The sequence below is a fragment of the Pontibacter locisalis genome, from assembly GCF_042684605.1.
GTDB classification, from domain to species: domain Bacteria; phylum Bacteroidota; class Bacteroidia; order Cytophagales; family Hymenobacteraceae; genus Pontibacter; species Pontibacter locisalis.
Map to the genome: position 1 here is coordinate 160,020 of NZ_JBHULU010000012.1, position 21,612 is coordinate 181,631.

The window sequence follows — 21,612 nt, forward strand, 5'->3', positions numbered from 1 at the left end:
CTGCTCCAGGTTATTGGTTGTTACTAAACCAAATGCTACTGGCTTATTAAACTTGAGCGAAACATTTGTTAAGCCATTCGCTACTGCATGGTTAATGTAGTCGTCATGCTTTGTATCTCCTTTGATAACCACTCCTATACAAATCACAGCGTCTATCTCTTCCTGCAAAGCCAGGAACTGTGCCCCGAGGGTAAGCTCAAAACTGCCCGGAACCGAGTTTATAAAGATATTCTCCTTTTTCGCACCATGCTTCAACAGCGTCTCTACAGCTCCCTGGCATAGTACACTTGTAATCTCATCGTGCCATTCGGCCACTACAATTCCAAAGGTCTTTTCAGACATATCTTTGAAAGTGTCCTTCTTGTATTCGTTCAGATTTTTTAATGATGTAGCCATTTAAATTCTTTTCAACTGCTGGTCATTTACTTCTGAAGCATACTTAAACTATGCTCCACTTCTTTATACTTCTTTAAAAACAGAAGCGCTTTTGCCGGTAAGACAAAAGCGCTCTTTCACAAGGCATAAGCCTCTAGATTTTATTTGTTACCTCCTGCCAACATCTCGGCACGAGCTTTATACTTCTTCGCGTCTGTTACTTCATTAGAAGCTACAAAATCAGTAATGATTTTCTCATAAGCCTCTGCTGCAGCAGCAAAGTTGTTATCTGCTTCGAAAGCGATACCGGCTTTCATCAGGTATTGTGGAGAGAAGTATGGATTAGCATTATAATCAGCTGCCTTCATATACATATCAGCAGCTTCTTTATTCTTGCCCTGCTCCAACAGCGCATCGCCTGTCAGGCTGTAAGCACGTGCCTGTAACAGGTAATCCTCAGACTCAAAATCTTGCAGATGCTCAGCAGCTTCTGCATACTGCCCCTGCTTTAACAAAGCAACACCCGCATAAAAACTAGCTAAGTTACCAGCCTCTGTTCCATCATACTCATCAGCAATTGCCAATAAACCCATATACTGCCCATCGCCATTCAAAGCTTTGCTAAGAGAGTCTGCTTCGAAATAATAAACAGCCTGGAACATGGCATTCTGAGCCTCCTGGTTCTGAGAAGAACGGTAATTGTAGTACAAGAAACCAGCTACAACAATTGCTGCAATAGCTGCGAACACACCGAGTAGCTTCGATTTATTTTTCTTCACAAAATCCTCAGACTGCGACAGGCGCTCTGCCAACGCATCCGGATTTTCAACCAGCTCCTCAAACTCGCTGTGTTTCTTGATTGTTTCTTTTGCCATTGATTTAAATTGAATTACAAATTCAAAAGTAAAAATTAAAAATGATTTGCACCAATCTTATTAACAGGTCAACAACCTATTTCTAACTTTTAATTCCTGACTTATAGATTTTTAATCGGATTAGTCCATTATATAAGGGTAGTCCGCCTCCACATAAATATCTGTATAAAGCTCTGATGGCTCAGGATATGGAGAATCCTCTGCAAATTTAACTGCTTCTGCTACCTGCTGCTTCACCTTCTCATCAATTTGATCCAGTTCTTCTTCTGTAGCCCAATTGTTCTTCAGAATTGTAGCTTTTACAGCTTCTATAGAGTCACGGCCTTTGTAATCTTCCAGTTCCTCCTTTGTTCTGTACTTAGCCGGGTCAGACATTGAGTGACCTTTGTAACGATAAGTTCTGAACTCAAGCAAAGTAGGGCCTTCACCAGCTCGCGCACGCTCAGCAGCCCTTGCAACCGCTTCGTGTACACTCTCCACCTCCATAGCATCTACCGGCTCAGAAGGAATATCGTAGCTCTCACCCAATGTGTAAAGCTCCTGCACGTTAGAAGTACGTCTTACAGAAGTACCCATGGCATAACCGTTGTTCTCGATAACGAAGATTACCGGAAGCTTCCAGGTCATGGCCATGTTAAGTGCCTCGTGGAAAGCACCCTGACGCACAGCACCATCTCCCATGTAGCAAATGCACAAGTTACCGGTGTTGTTATATTTCTCTGCAAAGGCAATACCAGCACCAAGCGGCACCTGACCACCTACAATACCATGTCCGCCAATGAAGTTTACTTCCTTATCGAAGATGTGCATAGAACCACCCTTGCCCTTAGAGCAACCAGTAGCCTTTGCGAAAAGCTCTGCCATAACAGCACCAGGATCTGTTCCTAATGCCAGCGGATGCGCGTGATCGCGGTAAGCCGTGATCCACTTATCATCTTTGGTAAGTGCAGATACAGCACCAGCCACACAAGCCTCCTGGCCTATGTACAGGTGACAGAATCCTTTAATTTTCTGCTGACCGTATAACTGACCAGCTTTTTCCTCGAAGCGGCGCATGAGTTTCATTGACTCAAACCACTCCATATATGTTTCCTTTGAAAACTTTGGTTCAGCCTGTACCTTTGCTTTCGCCGACTTCGCTTTTGCCTTTTCTTTCGTATCAGCCATGGGTAAATATCTAATCTGGTTTTTATCCGTTGCATGCTCAGGCGGAAAAGCACCTGAAACAGCGGGCAATCAGGCCCATAACGGGTTTAGCTTGCGAAATTAAGGAAAAAGAATTCAAAGTAGAAAAAATGCTCCTCGAAAATCTCAGTTTGCTGTTTTTCAAAAACTATGAAGAGGCCTCACTGGCTTTCACGGAGCACATCAATTGCTTTATCGGCGACAACGGAAGCGGTAAAACTAACCTGCTCGACGCGATTCACTACCTCTCCCTGACTAAGAGCGCCTTTCCGGGCACAGAGGCTCAAAGTGTAAAACAAGGGGAAGAATATTTTATGGTGAAGGGCCGCTTTGAGGTAGAGGGGAAAAAGCATACGGTTCAGGTAAGTATGAAGCAGGGGCAGAAGAAGGCCGTAACTCATAACAAGGTCCTGTACGAGAAGATAAGCGATCATATCGGGCAGTTCCCAGTGGTGCTTATCTCACCCTATGATACCGACCTTATCCGGGAGGGCAGTGAAGAACGCCGAAAATATTTCGACAGCCTTATTTCACAGCTCACGCACCCGTACCTGGAACAGCTAATACAATACAACTATATACTTAAACAGCGAAATTCACTGCTGAAGCAGTTTGCTGAGCGCCATTACTTTGATAAAGACTACCTGCACATACTAAACGAGCAGCTCATACCTTTTGCCGAGCAACTAACACAGGAACGGGAGAAGTTTCTGGAGGAGTTTGTGCCTGTTTTTCAGAAGCATTACCGCCACATATCAGACAGCAGCGAAACTGTTACGCTTACCTACAAAAGCCAGTCGTTGGGTGTTGACTATGCTCAGCTACTGCATCAGGCTGAGCGAAAGGACCTGGCACTGCAACGTACTACCGTAGGGCCGCACAAGGATGATTTTGTTTTTCTGATGGACGGAAACCCGGTGAAAAGCTTCGGCTCCCAGGGGCAACAGAAAAGTTATGTGATTGCCCTTAAGCTGGCTCACTTTGAGGTAATGGCTAACCGCCAGCACCACAAGCCCCTTCTCCTCCTCGATGATATCTTCGACCGCCTCGATGAGAAACGCATTACTAAGCTCATGCAAATGGTGGCAGCCCATACTTTCGGCCAGATTTTTTTGACAGATACCCACCTGGAGCGAACAGACAAAATACTCGAAGGCCTTTCAGAAAGTATCCGTAGATTTGAGGTAAAGGATGGGACTGTAAAAGCTATCCAATAACTTTTACTTAAATAATACCCGTATTTTTTAATTTACCTTACCGTGCGCTACTATAAAAAGAAAGAAGAGATCGATAGACGAAAGGCAGACATTCAGCCAATCGGAGACAGCCTGAAAGCGCTGATGAAAGCCTACAGGCTGGATGGAAAGTTAGGTGAAGTGCAGCTGGTGCAGAACTGGGAAAAAATTATGGGCAAGCCTATCGCCATGAAAACGCAGCAGCTTTACTTCAAAGACGGAAAGTTGTTTGTGCGCCTCACCTCTGCCCCCCTTAAACACGAACTCAACATGTCTAAAAGTAAGGTAATAGAGCTGCTAAATATAGAAGCTGGCAGCGATGTTGTTAAAGACGTAATCTTTCTGTAGGTGTAACAGGCAACCTCTTCTTGAAGTATAGTCAGTGTATAATTACCCATAACAATACTATACTCCTCAAATGTTCACACCTAATTTCCGCCCTGTTTCCTACTCCCAGACTACCCTCACAGAGCTCATGATTCCAAGCTATGCCAACTTTGGCGGCAAGATACACGGTGGTATCCTTCTCTCCCTGATGGACAAAGTTGCCTATGCCTGTGCTGCCAAACATGCGGGTAATTACTGTGTCACCGTATCCGTAGATGGTGTTAACTTTCTTCAGCCAGTTGAAGTTGGAGAACTTGTTTCACTGAAGGCATCGGTGAACTATGTTGGCAACACCTCTTTAATGGTAGGCATAAAAGTAGAAGCAGAAAATGTAAAAACTGGGATCATCAAACATACGAACACCTCTTACTTTACCATGGTGGCTAAAGATGAGGAAGAGCAGCCTACACAGGTTCCCGCACTCATACTTGAATCCCGTGAAGATGCCCGCCGGTTCTTAGAAGCCATTAAAAGAAAAGAATTCTCACGTCGCTACCAGATGGAGTTCTTCAATACAAAGAACATACTTAGTGTAGAAGAAGAAATGTACCTGCTACAGGATGAGCGGTGCAAGCTGGCATTCTGATCTGATAGCCTTTAGGAATGATTTTTGCCATTTCTTCTTTATATTTAAAGATTATCACCCTTTTAAAAACATACATGACTTTCAAATTAAATCTAACCCGACTCCTGACGGCGGCCATGCTGGCAGGTACATACTTTATTTCACCCACTCAAAGTATCGCGCAGGAAGTGGTGCGGCAGGATGATGATATCAAGCAGATGGTAAACCAGATCTCCGCCAAAAACCTGGAAGACCTGGTGCGCAAAATGGTAAGCTTTGGTACGCGCCATACCCTAAGCACAACCACAAGCAAAAAAGAAGGTGTTGGAGCAGCCCGGGAGTGGGTAAAGTCAGAATTTGAAAAGTATGCCCAAGCTTCTAATGGCCGCATGAAAGTAGAGATGGACAAGTTTGTGGTTAAAGCCGACGGCCGTCGTATTCCTGCTGATGTGGAGATGGCTAATGTGGTGGCTATACTACCAGGTACTGACCCGAACGATGATCGTGTAATTATAGTAGGCGGACACCTCGACTCACGTGCTACCGATGTAATGGACGCAAAGAGCAAAGCACCTGGCGCTAACGACGATGCTTCCGGCGTAGCCATGGTGATGGAAATGGCCCGTGTCATGGCTTCCAAGAAATTCCCGACTACCTTAATGTTTGTTGCTTTCCAGGGGGAGGAACAAGGGCTGTACGGATCTAAGCACTTGGCTGAGCGTGCGAAGAAAGAGGGCTGGAACCTGATCGCTATGCAGAACAATGACATTGTAGGTAACTCCTACTCTGCTGAAACCGGCCTTCATGATAACACGCGTGTAAGAATCTTCAGTGAAGGAACTCCGGCCAGTGAAACAGAGGCTGAGGCCCGCATGCGTAAGACGCTTGGTGCCGAGAATGACAGCCCAAGCCGTAACCTGGCCCGTTACATGGAAATGGTAGGTGAGAAATATGTTGATCAGATTGATGTTGTATTGGTACACCGCACTGACCGCTTTCTGCGCGGCGGCGACCATACGCCGTTTAACCAGCAGGGCTATACAGCAGTGCGAATGAGCGAAATGAATGAGGACTTCGACCATCAGCACCAGGACGTGCGCAAAGAAGATGGCAAGCAATATGGTGACCTGCCTGAGTTTATGGACTTCGAATACCTGCGCAAGAATACTGGCGTGAATCTGGCAACTATGGCCAGTTTAGCCTGGGCTCCTGCCGCACCAGAGAAAGTAGGAGTAATTACCTCAAACCTGACAAACAAAACAGATCTTAAATGGGAGGCACCATCTAAGGGTCAGAAACCAGCAGGTTATTATGTGCTGATGCGTGAGACCAGCAGCCCTAATTGGGAGAAGAAGTTCTTCGTTAAAGATACCAAAGCTACGCTGCCTTTCTCGAAAGACAATTACTTCTTTGCTGTGCAATCGGTAGATGCTGAGGGACACGCCAGCTTACCGGTACTACCTGTGCCCGTAAGGTAACGGGTAACCTGAGTTTGACTAAAAAAAGAGCGGCCGGTACTTATACCGGCCGCTCTTTTTTAGTCTCTGTTCACTAACTTATTAAATACTCCATTGGGGTCGTGCAATAGCGCCAGTTTATTTTCTTCGAATTCCTCAAAGAATTCATCCCAGCTTATTTCCTCAAAATTATCGTTATCACTGCTCTTTTTAGGAAAATGTATGCGTAATACGCCTTCGCCGCTTCCGTCATCATCAGTCCCTTTAATTACAGCAGGCACACCATCGTGCTTTTCCGCCCAAGCCATAATTTCTTTATGGTTTGTTGTTTTCTTAGCTTCGCTCATAGTTCGTACAGTTTTTAGTTTATTTACTTTGGTTACCTATACGACCTGCTTCAGTTAAAAGATAAAGGTCTAGAGAAGGCACAAAAAAACAACCCTAAGATAAGGCTGTTTTTCTAAGCATAAAGGTTGTATTCTCTTTACAATCTAGCAACTTTAGCTGCTGCAGATGTTTCTGCGGTTATGCTTGGTGTACCTTTGTAATATATGGCAGAAGCTCCTGAGGCATCAATTGCAAGTGTATCCTTTGCAAAAACTTTCACTTTGCTTGCTCCGCTGGCTCCTACCTTCACATTCTTAGCCTCCAGTTCCGAAGCATCCACATTTGAGGCACCTGACATTTCAAGGCTCACATCGTCTGCTTTACCCGCCAACTCTACTTTGCTGGCTCCGCTCATGTCAGCTCTCAGTTGCTTAGCCTCTACCGCCAGAGCCACTTTGGAGCCACCACTCATATCGATATTCATTGTATTCGTTCTGAAGGTAGACTTCCCTACTACTTTCACGCCTCCGCTGATATCAATCTTATTTAACTCTTTTACTGTGATATAAGCCTTCATTCCTTTGGTTGAGGACAGACTTTTATCGTTGTAGATATGCAGCACTCCATTTTTGACTTCTGTTTTAATGTTGTCCAGTAAGTTTTCTTCTGCTTCTAACTTTAACCCCTCATTGCTACCTTGAACAATTTCCACATAAAAACCTCCGCTTACATCTACACCTTCAAAGCCGGACACTTTCCTTGTCTGAGTTTTTACATTCCCATTTCCTCGTAGCTGCTGGGCCATCAATGGCAGGTTTAACAACAGTAACGCCATAAGAAAGACTGCAAGTGACGTAGCGTAAAATTTCTTAGTTTTCATAAATCTTATTTTTGTAATGAATAAATGTTTGTCTCTGAGAGCCGCTAAAACGTTAATCTTTTAAAGCTACTCTTGGTCTAAAGATGCAGTCTGACTTGAAAGGTTGCTTTGAAGGCTAAATATTTTACTGCTTTTAATAGATTTTATGGTACCTGCGTACTTCTTATTTCTAAATAGCCTCCTTTATGTCCCCTATTTAACAACGTTAGCTGTTAATCTTGTTTTTTTAGCCGCCAATCCTGCTGCTTCTGCTTTCCATCTAATACTTCCTGCCAAACCTATTTCCCTCTATTTAATTAGAAATAAGGTAGTTATATTTGCTGTACTAAAAGATGTTACAATTAAATAAAACTATGAAGAAGCCTTTTATCCTATTTACCCTGCTGCTATTATGCAGCACAAGTTTTGCTCAGAAGCCTGTTATCAAAGACAGCGTACGCTTTTACCTGGACACCGTGCTGACTGTTATGAGCCAGCAGTCACTCTACAAGCACAAGGTGGACTGGCAGAAGCTGCGCCATGACCTGCACCAACAAACTGCCAGCGCCAAGTCAGTACAAGAGCTAAAGCCTGCGTTTACTTCTATCTTTACCACTTTAAACGATCAGCATAGCGCTATCTACTATAAAAAAATGCAAGTTAGTATTTTAGACCCTATGGCACTCCTGCCACAGGACGAGCAGTCGAAGCAGCTAACGGAGCGGGTAATGAAAGGGGAGTTTAAGCTGCGCAGCGAAGTGCTGGAAGGTAAGTATGGCTATATTTTAATTCCGCAAATGAATATGCCACAGGATAAAATACAGGCTTATGCCGAGAAAGTGCGTCAGAAACTGTGCGAGTTGAATCCAGGTACCCTAGACGGCTGGATCATTGACCTGCGTGTGAACACGGGTGGCAACATGTATCCGATGGCAACCGGTATCGGGCCATTAGTGGGCGAAGGCATAGTAGGTGGCGCTGTAGACGCAGATAAAAAACAAACAGCCACCTGGCGCATCATCAACACCAATTTTGCCTACGACGACTGGAAACCTACTGACTTGCCAAAAGATTGTGATGTGAAGAAAAATGTAAAAGTAGCAGTTCTTATCGGCCCTCACACAGCCAGCTCCGGTGAAACGATGGCTGTTATGTTTAAAGGCAGACCTAACACCCGCTTCTTTGGGCAACCAAGTATGGGCTTAACTACATCCAATGCCTGGCTTCAACTAACAGATGATTTCGTGTTAAACGTGTCTACATCCTACTTCGCAGACCGAAACAAGAAGGCTTATACCGGTAAGGTGAACCCGGATGTAGCGGTTGATGGCCCGGTAAACTTTGAAAACTTGAACCAAGATGCGGCAGTGACAGCAGCTTTAAAATGGCTTAAAAAGTAACTCCCCATCACCTGTTGTGCGGCAGGGGAAACTATACTTTTGAACCATGGTTTTTCAAAGGCCTGTTTATGAGTAACTGAAAGGCAGCTGTGCCCAAAGCATATGCTACAACATCCAACGCATCAGCCGTATACTTTTGTGAAATCAGGGGCAAAACCCCTTCAAAAACTGCACTGAACAGCACAAACGCAAGCAAAGAGTAACGCAGCGGTAGTACAAATCCATGGCTATTAAAATAGGCCCGTTCAGCTGCAAGAGCAATAGTAAGGGTAATCGGAAGCACCAGCAGGTCGTCGAGATGCGTGTATAGTGGCCACACATATACTTTACTTAACTCTAACAGCTGATTAAGGCCAAAGAGCAACAGGCAAAGCAAAAAAAGGGGGTGGCATAATGTCTTCACACAAGCAATAGCAAAGGCTGCTAAGCAGCTGTAGTTAACAATGCTTTTATGAAGCTAAACTTAGAAAGGGCAAATTAGTTATTCGCCTACGGAATGCTCGTCTTTGATCATGTTAAAAAAGCCACCGGCTAACATTCCGATCATGTAAAGCACCATAAGCGCCAACATAGGGGTGAGCTTGATATGATGAATACGCAGCTGATACATAAATGCTGCAACTAGAAAAACAGCTAGACTCGGGAGAAGGTGCTTGTAGAATTTTATCATGCCGGTTCTTTAAGTAAAACTATTCTATAAGAATAACTATACTCACTTTATAGCTAAAGCGTTTCAATACCCTTAAGTTATAGCTTTATACTAAATATACAAATCTATTAACCAGCCTTTTAACAATTAAACCTAATTTATTATTTTCTACTCCTGCTACTATTGTTAAACTGCAACAAGTCCTATCAATAACATAATACTACCCAGAATAAGCAGGAAAATTTCAGCAGCATTCAAGTTCTTGAACCAAGCTTTCGCGCTCTGTGGAGGCAAAGGTTCCCCACAATTTGGACAAACTTGAGCCTCTGCAGGAATCTCCGTTCCACAGTTTGGACATGTTCTGTAAGAATTTGATAAAGCCAAGTCTCTTAAATCAAGGTTAAAAGTATTACTTGTTTGTTGTTATGATAACAGCTCCTCCTACAGCCTTATTTCCATAAATGGCCACAGCTTCCGGACCTTTAAGTACGGTAATGTTTTTGATCCTTTCAGGAGTTAACTGCTGTATTTCCGGCAGAAGCTCGCTTTTAGAAGCTACTCCTACCTCTATACCATCCAAAACATATAAAGGATCTCCAACAGCAGCCACATCTGCAGAATCTAAGGGTGCTCCGTCGCTGTTGGTAACCAGCTCTTCCATGGATACCTGCCCGTTCTGAGCACTGCTCTGTATCGCTTCGTCAGGGAAATCTCCTTTTTGAAGCTGCACAGCATAGCTGTTGATAGCGTAAAGCATTTGCTGCTGTTTTTGATGTAACAGGGGCCGACCAGCTTTCAGATCCTCTTGTAACATCTGGTACGAAAGCTTACGCAAACGTACGTAGTCAAGTAGGGCAGACATTCTGCGTTGTTCGCTTTCCGGAGCATCATCAATATCCTCCAGAAGCACTTCGCTTTCTTCCCAAAGCTGTATTCCGGTTGCCACCATAGGAAGAATGGTAGCGGGATCAGGTTTATCACCTGCTTTGTCTAACGCATATAATGCCTGCATAGCCATCTCTTCTTTTTTACCTATTTCCTCCATGGCATAGGCATATCTGACTTTACCAGTAAAGGGAATTGTGTAAAAAAAGCCAAGGAGCAAAATTCCTCCTACCGCAGTCGTAATTGCAGTACCCATTGTTGTGTAACTCTGCGTAATGTAGCGCCCTGAACGAAGCAGCAATATGGCCCCTAAAACTATGCCTGCCACCAGGCCTCCTATATGTGCCGCATTATCTATACCGCCGCGCATGCCATAAGCCAGGTTTATACCTATCACAACAGCCATATTGGTTAGCATGGCGCGCTTACTCTTCCAGTCCATTTCACGCTCCAGCATCAGCACCATTAATAACATACCGAACATACCAAAAATGGCTCCGGATGCTCCCACTGACACAGAAATATCCGGGCTTGTCCACCAGAGGCTGGTTACACTACCTGCCAGTCCACAAAGAACATAAGCCAGCGCAAACTGCACCCGTCCTACCAGCGCCTCTAACTGAACACCTATCTGAACAAGGGCCATCATGTTGAACAGCAGGTGCATTATACCTCCGTGCAGAAACATACTTGTCAGCAGTCGCCACCACTCACCTGTGAGGGTATAAGGGCCAAAGTTTGCCCCCATGTCTACTAACCTTCCTGCGTCCGGATTTACTATATCCAGACCAAGCAAAGCTCCGATGATAAACACCAGTAAATTCAGGTTAAGCAGAACAGGTGTAACTGTATAGTGCGGCTGTGGCACAAACAGCATAAAGAAGTTCTTCGCTTTCTGAGCGGGCGTCTCCTTTTCAGGTACTTGCATTACCTGTTCCTCCTGCTGTAGCTGCTGTAAAAGCTGCTCCTGCTCCTGCTCAGGCACCACTACGCCTCTTTTCTGCAATTCTTCCATAGCGGCTAGCACAGCCTCCGTTTCATATTCCCAGTGTTCCTGCAGTACCGCTTGTAGCTCTTCCGTACTAAGCTCCTGCGCCTGTACAGTATAGTTATTATCCATCTGATATGCTTAATGCAGAGTAAAAATAGATAAGCCACAGTCAAGCTCAAAGCTAAACTTATTAAAGCAACAGGAAGATAACCTTCAGGGCCGTAAAAGGGTACATTCTGAACAAATAATAAGCTATGACACAGACAAAAGTTGATACAACCTGCTATACTATTAAGCGGGGCGAGAGCCCCTTGGTAGCCACTGCCATCCACAGCGGGCACAATGTGCGCCACAACATCAGCAACCTATTTGCCCTTGCGGCCGAAGAGCGCCTGCGAGAAGAGGACCCATTCACTGATCAGTGGGTTATAATTGCCGATAACCAGATTATCGGGCATAACTCCAGGTTTGAGATGGACCTGAACCGCTCTCCTGACAAAGCAATCTACAGACAACCTGAAGATGCCTGGGGGCTTACTGTCTGGAAAAACGAATTGCCTGAAGACCTGGCGGAGGAGTCTATTTCAAGGTACGACAAGTTTTATGCGGATGTAAAGCAGATGCTGACAGAGGTAAAAAACCAACACGGCTGTTTTGTTGTGTATGACCTCCATACCTACAACCACAAACGCGGGGGAGCCACAGGCCCCGCTGCAGACCCGGAGCAGAACCCTGAGGTAAACATCGGTACTGGTAACATGAACAGAGAGAAATGGGCTCCTGTGGTAGATGCTTTTACGCACACGCTGCAGTCTTACAATTACATGGGGCGCCACCTGGATGTGCGGGAGAATGTGAAGTTTGAAGGCGGTTATTTCATGCGCTGGATTCATGATACCTTCGGTGACAGTGCCTGCGTGATGAGCATTGAGTTTAAAAAGTTTTTCATGGATGAATGGACCGGTGAGCCGGACGAAGAGCAGATACAGGAAATAAAGAAGGCACTGGAACTTACTACCCGCCCTGTTTTAGAGGCTTTGGCAAAAGTGTGCCAGGTGTAACAAGTAAGGAATGGCAGAAAGTATAACCGAAGATTTTATCAGGAAAATAAAGCGCAGCCTGAAGCGGGGAAAGCGGATACACCGCCGCCTGCCCGATGGAGGACTGGTTTATATTGACAGGCCTTTGCCTTTCCTCGTGTTGTTCCGTCACCCTAAAGAGCAAACAGACCACCCCACAGCTGATTTTGTAAAAGCAAATGCCTCTTATATTATATCAAACCAAGGGCAGACAGAAGAACTGCGTAAACTGGTGCAGGAAATTGCCAAAACCATGGCCAATGAGTTTGGCGCCTTCATGCTGATAGAACTGATGGCCGCTCCTGCGCCGGATGAACCTTTATTTAAGATTTTTGGCCCGGAAAAGCAGTTACCTGCCACGCTGAAGGTTCTCACAAAAGAACTTGAAGGTATAAAGATAAGTGGTGTACGCACTACCGTAGAAACAGCCTCAAACGAACCACTACTACAGGAGCCTTACTGCCTCATGGCTGAAGAAGACCTGAAAAAGTATAGTATACTGACACTGGGCCTGCAGTTAAAGCCTGTCTATAAAGACACCGCAACCGGCAAAGTATATCCATTGCTACTGCGCACACTCCGCGAGAAGATCAGTAATGCAATAAAAAAAGCGGTTTTTGATTTTGTGCAGGTACAAACTACGCACAAGCCCGTCCATTTTCAGGCTTTAGGCCGGCAAGCAGTTAACCGGGTAGTATGGCGCATTGATAAACAACTAACCAACATCAGCGACCAGTTTCGTTTCCTGCTGTTGGTTACACCCGTCAATAACAATGAGGCATGGGAGGAATTCAGGAGAAACAAATACAATAAAACACCCACCTTCCACTACCGCCTCATGCCCATAGATGCTGATCAGCTTAAGCGCAAACTTTACAACATATCCATCGAGAAGGTGGATGACCCCACGCTGGCGTACCTGTTCCGTGATAAACGCCATGAGTTAGATAAAATGCTTACAATGCTGGCTGATCGCAATACTCCTGCTTTTCTGTACAGTAGTATGCAGCTTTACGGAGGAGTAGATGATCATTTATTGAAGGTGGCCGAAGGTATTCTGGCAGCCATACCAGAGCCTACTCGTGCGAAAGATATTGACATTATACCAGTTGAGGAGTTTGCTGCGATGGCTGAGCAGGAGATTAATTTTCTGAAAGAACAATATTCCGGCGTGGACTCCGGAGTGGATGTACGGGACGACATTGTGGGGCTGATTGTATCCAAAGGCAGGCTAAATGTAGGCACTGATGCCAAAATCCCACGTCATAGGGCCGAAGCGCTTATTCAACACGAAGTAGGCACGCATATTCTCACTTATTTTAATGGAAAGGCACAGCCACTGCAACAGCTGTACGTAGGCAGCCCCGGCTATGAGGAGCTGCAGGAAGGCTTGGCTGTGTTAAGCGAATGGTTGGTGGGCGGTTTGGATCAGGATCGCATGCGCATTCTTGCAGCCCGGGTGGTAAGCGTATACCACCTTACAAAGGGCTGCAACTTTACAGATAACTTCTGGCGCCTGAAAGACGAATATCATTTTGAAGATGAGGTAGCTTGGGATATAACTATGCGCGTGCACCGGGGGGGTGGCCTAACAAAAGACGCGGTTTACCTGCGAGGCCTTGTGCACCTACTCGACTACCTGAAACAAGGCCATGAACTAGAGCCACTGCTGATTGGAAAAATAAGGCAGGATTACATTCCAATTGTACAGGAGCTGATATTCCGTAATGTTCTCAGACCTGTACCAATAAAACCACGTTATCTTTTAGATCCGGCCATCAGGCCAAAGCTAAAACAACTAAAAGCTGGTATATCAGTATTTAACCTACTGTAAAACCAATCAGCAGAACAAAAGCAAGTTTAAACAGCACCTGAACTAACATGAATATAGGATTTATAGTAAACGACGTAAATACTGAAAAGGCCTCTTACACTACTATCTTCCTGGCGCAGCGGATGCACAACCAGGGACATAATGTATACCTGATGGGCGTGGGTGATTTAGCCTATTACCCAGATGGTTATATGGGAGCTACGGCTACGCAGGCAGACCCCAAGCACAAGTATAAGTCCTGCACCACTTACATAGAGGCCATACAGGGCGAAAAAGCAAATAAAATACGCGTAACAGCCCCTGAACTGGACGTGCTCATGCTCCGCAACGACCCCTCTTCCGAAGGCGAAGGACGTAATTGGGCACAGAATGCAGGCATAATTTTTGGTCAGTTGGCCATGCGCCACGGCGTTATTGTGCTCAACGATCCTACTTCTCTCTCTGATGCGGTTAACAAGATGTACTTCCAGCACTTCCCGGAAGCTGTAAGGCCGCGCACGCTCATTACACGGGATAAAAATGAGATAAAGGAATTCTTCAGTGAACAGAAAAACAATATTATCCTGAAGCCGCTTCAGGGCTCCGGAGGGTCAGGCGTGTTTATGGTGAAAAAGGAAGATGCCACCAACCTGAATCAGATTGTGGAGGCTATTAGCCGCGATGGCTACGTAATTGCACAGGAATACCTGCCAGAGGCCACTGAAGGCGATGTGCGCCTGTTTGTGATGAACGGAGAGGCCTTGCATCATAAAGGGAAATACTGCGCCATACGCCGTGTAAACAGCAAAGACGACATCCGCAGCAACATGCATGCAGGCGGGTCTGCCGTGGCGGCTAAAGTTGACCAGCGCATGCTGGACCTGGTGGAGCTCGTGCGGCCGAAACTCATTCAGGACGGGATGTTTTTAGTTGGCCTCGATATTGTCGGAGACAAGCTGATGGAAATTAACGTGTTCAGCCCGGGCGCCTTACCGGATGCCAGCGAAATTGAGGGCGTAGATTTCTCAGAGCCTGTTATTGCTGCACTCGAGCGGAAGGTGCATTATAAGAAAACGTACGGCATACAAATAGATAATAAAACAGTAGCGATGATATAAGCAGAAACCGCCGAAAGAGTAAAAGCTAAAGCGATAGAATAGGATCTATCGCTTTAGCTTTTTATAAGGGCAACAGAAGCCCTGTAACATATGGTGTTTTAACATTAACCCGGTGTTACAGCCATTTTCTATGTCTTCATCAAGACTTAAAGAATTTTTTTTCTGATTATTCAAAAATATAAAACACTGATAATCAGTAACTATAAAAGGGAAAGGGCAGATAGAAGAAAATTTTTGCAAAAATTTCCCGGGCTTTCTTTGCAAGAAGAAAACAATCTACTAATTTTGCACCCGATTTAAGGGGGATGGTATTGCGGAAAGCTAATCTATAAATTAGTTTTTAGAACTGCAAACCAGAAGATGATTTTTTTTCATAGTCGTTTCTCTACCCCCTCTATCAACAGCCTGAAAAGAGCCGGATTGAAATAGAGTTTAATAGTCCGGTAGGTTTGAAAGAGAAGTTTTTTACTAAAGATAAGGTTAGTTAAAGTTTAGATTAGTTTAGTTTGTTTAAGGTGAGAGAAAGCCCCGTCATATTCTGGCAGGGCTTTTCTCATTATTATAGAGGGGTATACCTCAAATTTTAAGTTAGACAAATAGCAGAAGGGCCCAGTTAGTAGCTGGGCCCTTCTGCTATTTTCAAGCCTTATCCTTTTGGCTCATACTTTGTTCATCACCAGTAGCCAGGCTACAAGTATGGCAATCGGGATGAGTGCAACAATGATTTTCCCCGCTAAAGTTGGCCTTGAGGTGCCAGTGAGCCAGGACCGCCTGCTGAAAATATAACGCAGACTCGTAATAAAAGAAGCAAGTATAAAAGACAGAAGTACTGCGTGGGTAATAAGCAATGCACCACTTAAGAAGGCATCCTGCTCCAGCGCCTGTTTGCCGGCCTCAACCGTCCAGGGGAGCAGTGCCAACAGGCAAAGAACTGCCATAACTGCACCAATCTTTTCCAGAAACAGCTTTAGCCACGATACCAGTCCAAACAAAACCATGGCTCCAACAAGCGCTGCTATAGCATAAGTAGTAGGCTCTGCACCCAGGTATCCTCTGTAAAAAAGGATAACAACGGCGTGGGCAAATCCCGTCAGGAAGTACAGTAAATATCTTGTCATAAGATACTCTACTCTTATCTGCCTAGTTCAGATACTTTTCAGGAATAGGGAAAGCTTCATTTTCCGGTGTAAACAGTAAACTGGCAATCCACCAGCGCCCTTTGTCATACACTAACTGATAGGTATTCACCCCACGATCCTCTACTTTGCCATCTTTACCGAAGCGCGTCTCATAGGTCTGAAAGGCTGTGGCAATATTTCCAAACTGCTCTACTTTCAGGCTTATCTGGTTTTCATAGAACCCCATCTTGGCGTAAGCAGGACCATTGCGTTCCGCAAAATTTTCTACCGTGGTAATCCTCACAAAGCTACTGTCGCCTTTAAAAAACACTCCTCCCATCTGAGCCCCTGGCAGGAACAAAGCTTTAAATTTCTCCATATCACGCTCCTGCCCTTTTGGGCCAGAGATGATCTGGAGGCCAGCTTTAACAATTGCCTCTACAGTTGCCACATCTTGTTGTTGTACTTTAGCTTGAGCAAATGACTGAAGACTCATCAAGCACACAAGTAATAAAAGAATGAGGTATTTTATCATTTTCTAAATGCTTTAATTTTAACGAATTGTGAACCGCACCGGCAACGTGTAACGAACATCTACATTCTCCCCTTCAAAGGTGCCGGGGGTCCAGTTCGGCATCTTTTTCACAACTCGCATTGCCTCCCTGTCAAGTTCATTGTTTACACTTTGCAACACACGAAGCCCTTCTATGCCTCCGCTTTTGTTAACTACAAAGCTTAGCACAACCATCCCTCCAATACTGCTTCGCTGGCTGTTTAGCGGGTATCGGATATTTTGACCAAGGAACATTAGCATGGCCCGCTCTCCCCCCGGAAACTGAGGCATCTCGCGGTAAGGCACGAAAGGGATTGCTGTGCCATCCTCCGCATAACACCTTCCATACTCCTGCTTTCCTTCCTTGTAAAGTTCCTCACGTTTAAGCTTTCCGCTTTCATAAAAAGTTTTTAGCTCTCCATCATACTTACCATCCTTGTAGCCAATATTGTGCTTTAAGCTGTCATTCTCGTACCATTCCATATCTAGGCCATGCAGCACCCCGTCTATGTAGGTCTGAATACCTTTCCTTTTCCCGTTTGGAAAATAAAACAACAGCTGCCCGTGCGCCTTACGCGGATGAAAAATAGAGGAATAGTTGCCTTTGCTCAGGAGAATTTGACTTGCTGAATCTGGTGCCACTCTGTACAGGCTGATCATACCGTTCTTTGCCTCCTCGTTTTCCCGCTCGAACAGCTCAATGTATTTTGCTACTTTAACTTCCTTAACCGGTACCATGTCTGCATCATAATACAGAACGTTCTTTACCTGCGCTTCCGAATTACCAATGGTAAGCAAGTGAAGGAGCAACGCCGTAGCGAGCGTTAAAAGTAATTTCATAAGTGCCGTTTTCGAGTTGAACAACTATAAGAAGTGTGTAGACTAAAGGCGTAAAGTTATTAGTTTTTATTAATTCTTTCTTGAAGTCATGCCTGATAACAGCAGCCAACTAAACATATCTATAAGCTGTTGGTATAGGTATAGCTAATAAGCTGGCAAAGGCGTAAAAATATGAGTAAGATCAGAAAAGGAGAGAAAGGGGCGGTGAAAGCAGCTGACGAGAAAAAAAGCTTTAAAGAGCAGATGGGAGCGTTAAAGAACCTGCCAAAGTTCTTCAGGCTCATCTGGGACACGAGTAAGGGCATGACGATCGGCAATGTGCTGTTGCGCCTGGTAAAGGCTTCGCTTCCTTTGGCTATGCTCTATGTAGGTAAACTAATCATAGACGAAGTTATCCGCCTCATAGACGTACCAGGAGAACAGGACCTTTCTTACCTGTGGATACTGGTGGCACTGGAGTTGGGTCTCGCCCTACTATCAGACATCATCAGTCGCGGTATAACCCTCTTGGATAGCTTGCTGGGTGACCTCTTCTCAAATCGCACATCTATAGCTTTAATTGAACACGCTGCCTCCCTTGACTTAGCACAATTTGAGGATGCCACTTTCTATGATAAACTGGAGCGGGCTCGCCGGCAAACAGTAACGCGGGTAGTGCTTATGTCGCAGGTGCTCTCGCAACTGCAGGATATTGTAACCATAGGCTTCCTGGCAGTTGGTCTCATCGCCTTCAACCCCTGGCTTATACTTATTCTTTTAGTTGCCGTTATTCCTTCCTTTTTGGGTGAGACACATTTTAATGAAAGAACATACTCTTTGTCCCGCTCCTGGACACCGGAACGCCGCGAACTTGACTACCTGCGTTATATTGGTGCTTCCGACGAGACAGCAAAAGAGATCAAAACCTTCAACTTGTCTGGCTTCCTATCCAGTCGCTTTAAGGAGTTATCAGATAGGTACTACAACCTGAACAAGAGCATCACATTAAAGCGGGCAGTCTGGGGCAGCATCCTGTCATCTTTAGGTGCCCTGGCATACTATGGTGCTTATGTATTCATATTATTTCAAACCGTAGCAGGTGCTATTACGGTTGGTACACTTACATTTCTGGCTGGCTCCTTCAACAGCATGCGGGGACTTTTACAGGGAATTATGACGCGGTTCTCACAAATTGCTGAGAGTGCCTTATACCTGCAGGACCTGTTCGACTTCCTGGAACTGAAGCCGCAGATTACCCCTCCTGTTGACCCTAAAAAGATCCCTCGTCCCATCAAGTTCGGTTTTACCTTTGAGAATGTTGGATTTAAATACCATAACAGCGAGAAATGGGCAGTACGTCACCTCTCTTTTCATTTAAGAGCTGGTGAAAAGCTGGCCTTGGTAGGTGAAAACGGCGCCGGTAAAACTACTTTGGTAAAGCTACTGGCAAGGCTGTATGAACCTACGGAAGGCAAAATCTTACTAGATGGTGTTGATCTTCGGGAGTATGACCTGAGCGATCTGCGCCACCAGGTTGGCATTATTTTCCAGGATTATGTGCGCTTCCAGATGACAGCCTCTGACAACATTGCCATTGGCCAGATCAGTAACATTTCAGACAAAGAGCGCATCCAAGGATCCGCTCAGAAAAGTCTGGCCGACCTTGTTATCCAGCGTCTACCGGACAAGTATGATCAGGTTTTGGGTAAACGGTTTAACAAAGGCGTAGAGCTATCCGGAGGTGAGTGGCAGAAAGTAGCGTTAGCCCGAGCCTATATGCGCGATGCCCAGTTGCTTATACTTGACGAGCCAACTTCTGCTCTAGATGCCCGTGCCGAGCATGAAGTTTTCCTGCGTTTCTCAGAACTCATAGAAGGTCGAACTGCTGTCCTTATTTCCCACCGCTTCTCCACAGTACGTATGGCAGATAGAATTCTTTTCCTGGAGCAAGGCCAGCTAAAGGAGTTAGGTTCTCATGAAGAGTTGCTGGCACAGAACGGAAAATATGCAGAGCTTTTTCTGTTACAGGCAAAAGGATATTTATAACTGTAGTTATTCACGTGGAACATCCTGCTGCCCTAGAACGGAAAGAACAAAGGAAGTATGAGGGAGGCCAGTATCCAGTAAATTATGTTTAGAGGTGTACCTACCTTGAGGTAATCAGAGAAGCGGTAATTACCCGGGCCATAGATCATCGTGTTGGTTTGATACCCCATAGGCGTCATAAAACTTAGGGACGCCGCATAGGCTACAGCCATAAGGAAAGGTTTTACGCTTACACCTAACTCTTTTGCTGTAACTATGGCTATAGGAGCAAGAAGTGCAGCCGTTGCATTATTAGACATAAAGTTGGTGGACATAAACGTAATGAAAAAGAAAACAGACAGAAGCGCATGGGGACCATATTCTCCTACTCCGTAAATCAGGTAATCTGCCAGTAATTTGGCAGCACCAGTCTTTTCGAGAGCTGCTCCCATTGATAGCACCCCCGCCAGCATAAATATTACCTTCCAGTCTATGGCTTTGTATACCTCAGCTATCCGGATGCACTTGAAGAGTATGAGCAGCACAACCCCTACCATGGCACTTAGCACAATTGGCATTAAATCCAAAACTGCCGCCATCACAACTCCGACACTGATAATTATCACAGGTATAATTTTACCATAGTTGTAGCTGCTTCGCTCTGTTTGAGATATGATCAGGATATCATCATTTTGTTTAAGCTTTTCTCCCTGAAATTTATCAGCAGCAATAAGAAGAACGTCTCCAGCAGATAACTTTACATGCGCCAGCTTCTCATGTATAATTTCGTTTCTGTGCCGTATGGCTAATACCGATGCACCATAGTTGTAAGATCTGAAGTCAAGGGTCTTCAACGACTTTCCTTCCAGATAAGAGTTGGGAGTAACAATTGCCTCGTAAAGCTTGCTGTCATTCATCCGGTAGTCTCTGTCCCTGAACTTACGCTCTGACTTTAAAAGGATACCTTTTTCCTCTTTCAGTAATTTTAACTTATCCACGCTACAACGCACTTTCAGAATGTCGTTGGCATGTAGTATGAGAGACGGGAAAACCTGTATACGTTCGTTATTACGGGTAACCTGCATTACCTCTACATCCAGGTTTTGCACTAATCCTGACTTATGAAGGGGTACATCTACAGAGGGAGAATCAGGTAAAAGTATGATTTCAGTAATGTAATCTCCCATGTCAAAACTCTCAGACAAATCTTCTGAGACTCCTCTGTTTGGTAGCAGGTGGCGGCCTATAAAGAACATGTACAAAATGCCGGTTAACAAAAACCAGATCCCTGCAGGGGTGAACTCAAACATTTCCAACGACTCCTCCCCTTGCGCCTCAGCAATACCACTTACCAAAATGTTTGTAGATGTACCGATCAGCGTACAAATCCCTCCCATCAAAGCACCAAATGAAAGAGGAATTAATAATTTAGACGGACTTACCTTAATATCCTGACTTACCTGTATCACCACAGGCATCAAAAGTGCTACTACTGCGGTATCATTAATGAACGCAGAGAGGCCGCCAGAGATAAGCATGAGCGAGAGAAGACAGAGCAGATAATTTTTGCGGCCTATTCGGGTTAAGGCTATCCCCACACTACTGAGTACACCTGATTTGAAGATAGCCGAACTAATGGCAAACATAGCTGCTACTGTAAGGGTAGCTGAGTTACTGAATCCTGCAAACCCCTCCGCAGGCGTAAGTATGCCTGTAACCATAAACAGTACCATCGTTAGAATTGCTACGGTATCAATAGAAAGGCGCTCTGAAACGAACAGTATAACTGCCAGCGCAATAATTCCCAGAGCTATGGCAATTTCTAATGTCATAGGTACAGTAACAGGGATTGATCCAGTGATTCTTATCCTTGAAAGTACAAATGCTTTATTGGCTA

22 protein-coding genes are annotated in these 21,612 nt (G+C 45.0%); 9 read left to right on the forward strand and 13 right to left on the reverse strand.

From position 1 onward, the window contains the following. The 3 genes from ribH to pdhA all read right to left on the reverse strand — a co-directional run. The coding region (gene ribH / locus ACFSRY_RS08770) for a 6,7-dimethyl-8-ribityllumazine synthase (RefSeq protein WP_377505546.1) at window positions 1-396 on the reverse strand (396 nt) is incomplete at its 3' end. A 140-nt stretch (window positions 397-536) separates the two neighbouring features. Continuing rightward, window positions 537-1,250 carry a tetratricopeptide repeat protein gene (locus ACFSRY_RS08775; protein WP_377505549.1) on the reverse strand — a complete coding sequence of 238 codons (714 nt, stop codon included), beginning with the start codon at window positions 1,248-1,250 and terminating at the stop codon, window positions 537-539. Between the two features lie 120 nt (window positions 1,251-1,370). Then, window positions 1,371-2,417, reverse strand: coding sequence for a pyruvate dehydrogenase (acetyl-transferring) E1 component subunit alpha (pdhA, locus tag ACFSRY_RS08780; protein ID WP_377505552.1), 1,047 nt, complete (start codon window positions 2,415-2,417; stop codon window positions 1,371-1,373). Window positions 2,418-2,545: 128 nt separating this feature from the next. Between pdhA and recF the strand changes: the two genes are divergently transcribed. From recF to ACFSRY_RS08800, 4 genes are all read left to right on the forward strand, one after another. Then, window positions 2,546-3,652 (forward strand): DNA replication/repair protein RecF, encoded by a 1,107-nt coding sequence (gene recF / locus ACFSRY_RS08785; RefSeq protein ID WP_377505555.1) that lies wholly within the window; start codon window positions 2,546-2,548, stop codon window positions 3,650-3,652. A 42-nt stretch (window positions 3,653-3,694) separates the two neighbouring features. Continuing rightward, on the forward strand, window positions 3,695-4,018 hold the full coding sequence (locus ACFSRY_RS08790) for a DUF721 domain-containing protein (RefSeq protein WP_377505558.1): 324 nt from the start codon (window positions 3,695-3,697) through the stop codon (window positions 4,016-4,018). A 70-nt stretch (window positions 4,019-4,088) separates the two neighbouring features. Beyond that, window positions 4,089-4,643, forward strand: a complete 555-nt coding sequence (locus tag ACFSRY_RS08795; RefSeq protein WP_377505561.1) for an acyl-CoA thioesterase — start codon at window positions 4,089-4,091, stop codon at window positions 4,641-4,643. Window positions 4,644-4,717: 74 nt separating this feature from the next. Beyond that, on the forward strand, window positions 4,718-6,100 hold the full coding sequence (locus tag ACFSRY_RS08800; protein WP_377505564.1) for a M28 family metallopeptidase: 1,383 nt from the start codon (window positions 4,718-4,720) through the stop codon (window positions 6,098-6,100). Between the two features lie 59 nt (window positions 6,101-6,159). On the opposite strand, the gene ACFSRY_RS08805 is transcribed toward ACFSRY_RS08800, so the two are convergent. Then, window positions 6,160-6,426: a hypothetical protein gene (locus tag ACFSRY_RS08805; RefSeq protein ID WP_377505567.1), complete on the reverse strand. Its 267-nt coding sequence runs from the start codon at window positions 6,424-6,426 to the stop codon at window positions 6,160-6,162. Between the two features lie 137 nt (window positions 6,427-6,563). Next, entirely contained in the window at window positions 6,564-7,286 is a 723-nt protein-coding gene (locus ACFSRY_RS08810) for a head GIN domain-containing protein (RefSeq protein ID WP_377505570.1), read from the reverse strand. A gap of 353 nt (window positions 7,287-7,639) precedes the next feature. Here ACFSRY_RS08810 and ACFSRY_RS08815 point away from each other — a divergent pair, with 353 nt between their 5' ends. After that, window positions 7,640-8,665 carry a S41 family peptidase gene (locus tag ACFSRY_RS08815; RefSeq protein WP_377505573.1) on the forward strand — a complete coding sequence of 342 codons (1,026 nt, stop codon included), beginning with the start codon at window positions 7,640-7,642 and terminating at the stop codon, window positions 8,663-8,665. 31 nt (window positions 8,666-8,696) lie between these two features. Here the strand turns inward: ACFSRY_RS08815 and ACFSRY_RS08820 are convergent, their stop codons facing one another. The 4 genes from ACFSRY_RS08820 to ACFSRY_RS08835 all read right to left on the reverse strand — a co-directional run bounded on the left by ACFSRY_RS08820 (window position 8,697) and on the right by ACFSRY_RS08835 (window position 11,319). Continuing rightward, window positions 8,697-9,068 carry a hypothetical protein gene (locus tag ACFSRY_RS08820; RefSeq protein ID WP_377505576.1) on the reverse strand — a complete coding sequence of 124 codons (372 nt, stop codon included), beginning with the start codon at window positions 9,066-9,068 and terminating at the stop codon, window positions 8,697-8,699. A 78-nt stretch (window positions 9,069-9,146) separates the two neighbouring features. Continuing rightward, window positions 9,147-9,335, reverse strand: coding sequence for a hypothetical protein (locus tag ACFSRY_RS08825; protein ID WP_377505579.1), 189 nt, complete (start codon window positions 9,333-9,335; stop codon window positions 9,147-9,149). A 165-nt stretch (window positions 9,336-9,500) separates the two neighbouring features. Next, a complete protein-coding gene (locus tag ACFSRY_RS08830) occupies window positions 9,501-9,698 on the reverse strand; it encodes a zinc-ribbon domain-containing protein (protein WP_377505582.1) in 198 nt (65 codons plus the stop codon). A 25-nt stretch (window positions 9,699-9,723) separates the two neighbouring features. Next, complete coding sequence (locus ACFSRY_RS08835; RefSeq protein ID WP_377505585.1) at window positions 9,724-11,319, reverse strand: rhomboid family intramembrane serine protease; 1,596 nt, start codon at window positions 11,317-11,319, stop codon at window positions 9,724-9,726. 125 nt (window positions 11,320-11,444) lie between these two features. Between ACFSRY_RS08835 and ACFSRY_RS08840 the strand changes: the two genes are divergently transcribed. From ACFSRY_RS08840 to ACFSRY_RS08850, 3 genes are read left to right on the forward strand one after another with little or no spacing between them, the layout of a single operon-like run. After that, window positions 11,445-12,251, forward strand: coding sequence for an N-formylglutamate amidohydrolase (locus ACFSRY_RS08840; protein WP_377505589.1), 807 nt, complete (start codon window positions 11,445-11,447; stop codon window positions 12,249-12,251). A 10-nt stretch (window positions 12,252-12,261) separates the two neighbouring features. Then, window positions 12,262-14,103, forward strand: a complete 1,842-nt coding sequence (locus tag ACFSRY_RS08845; RefSeq protein ID WP_377505593.1) for a flavohemoglobin expression-modulating QEGLA motif protein — start codon at window positions 12,262-12,264, stop codon at window positions 14,101-14,103. Between the two features lie 47 nt (window positions 14,104-14,150). Next, window positions 14,151-15,200: a glutathione synthetase gene (locus tag ACFSRY_RS08850; RefSeq protein WP_377505596.1), complete on the forward strand. Its 1,050-nt coding sequence runs from the start codon at window positions 14,151-14,153 to the stop codon at window positions 15,198-15,200. Window positions 15,201-15,859: 659 nt separating this feature from the next. On the opposite strand, the gene ACFSRY_RS08855 is transcribed toward ACFSRY_RS08850, so the two are convergent. From ACFSRY_RS08855 to ACFSRY_RS08865, 3 genes are read right to left on the reverse strand one after another with little or no spacing between them, the layout of a single operon-like run. Next, on the reverse strand, window positions 15,860-16,318 hold the full coding sequence (locus tag ACFSRY_RS08855; protein ID WP_377505599.1) for a hypothetical protein: 459 nt from the start codon (window positions 16,316-16,318) through the stop codon (window positions 15,860-15,862). Window positions 16,319-16,340: 22 nt separating this feature from the next. Continuing rightward, entirely contained in the window at window positions 16,341-16,853 is a 513-nt protein-coding gene (locus ACFSRY_RS08860; RefSeq protein WP_377505602.1) for a hypothetical protein, read from the reverse strand. Between the two features lie 18 nt (window positions 16,854-16,871). Beyond that, window positions 16,872-17,711 (reverse strand): TonB family protein, encoded by an 840-nt coding sequence (locus tag ACFSRY_RS08865; RefSeq protein WP_377505606.1) that lies wholly within the window; start codon window positions 17,709-17,711, stop codon window positions 16,872-16,874. A gap of 171 nt (window positions 17,712-17,882) precedes the next feature. Between ACFSRY_RS08865 and ACFSRY_RS08870 the strand changes: the two genes are divergently transcribed. Next, window positions 17,883-19,736 (forward strand): ABC transporter ATP-binding protein, encoded by a 1,854-nt coding sequence (locus tag ACFSRY_RS08870; RefSeq protein WP_377505609.1) that lies wholly within the window; start codon window positions 17,883-17,885, stop codon window positions 19,734-19,736. Window positions 19,737-19,768: 32 nt separating this feature from the next. On the opposite strand, the gene ACFSRY_RS08875 is transcribed toward ACFSRY_RS08870, so the two are convergent. Then, the gene (locus tag ACFSRY_RS08875; RefSeq protein ID WP_377505612.1) at window positions 19,769-21,547 is read right to left on the reverse strand and encodes an SLC13 family permease; all 1,779 of its coding nucleotides are present in this window, start codon (window positions 21,545-21,547) and stop codon (window positions 19,769-19,771) included. Window positions 21,548-21,612 lie beyond the last annotated feature (65 nt).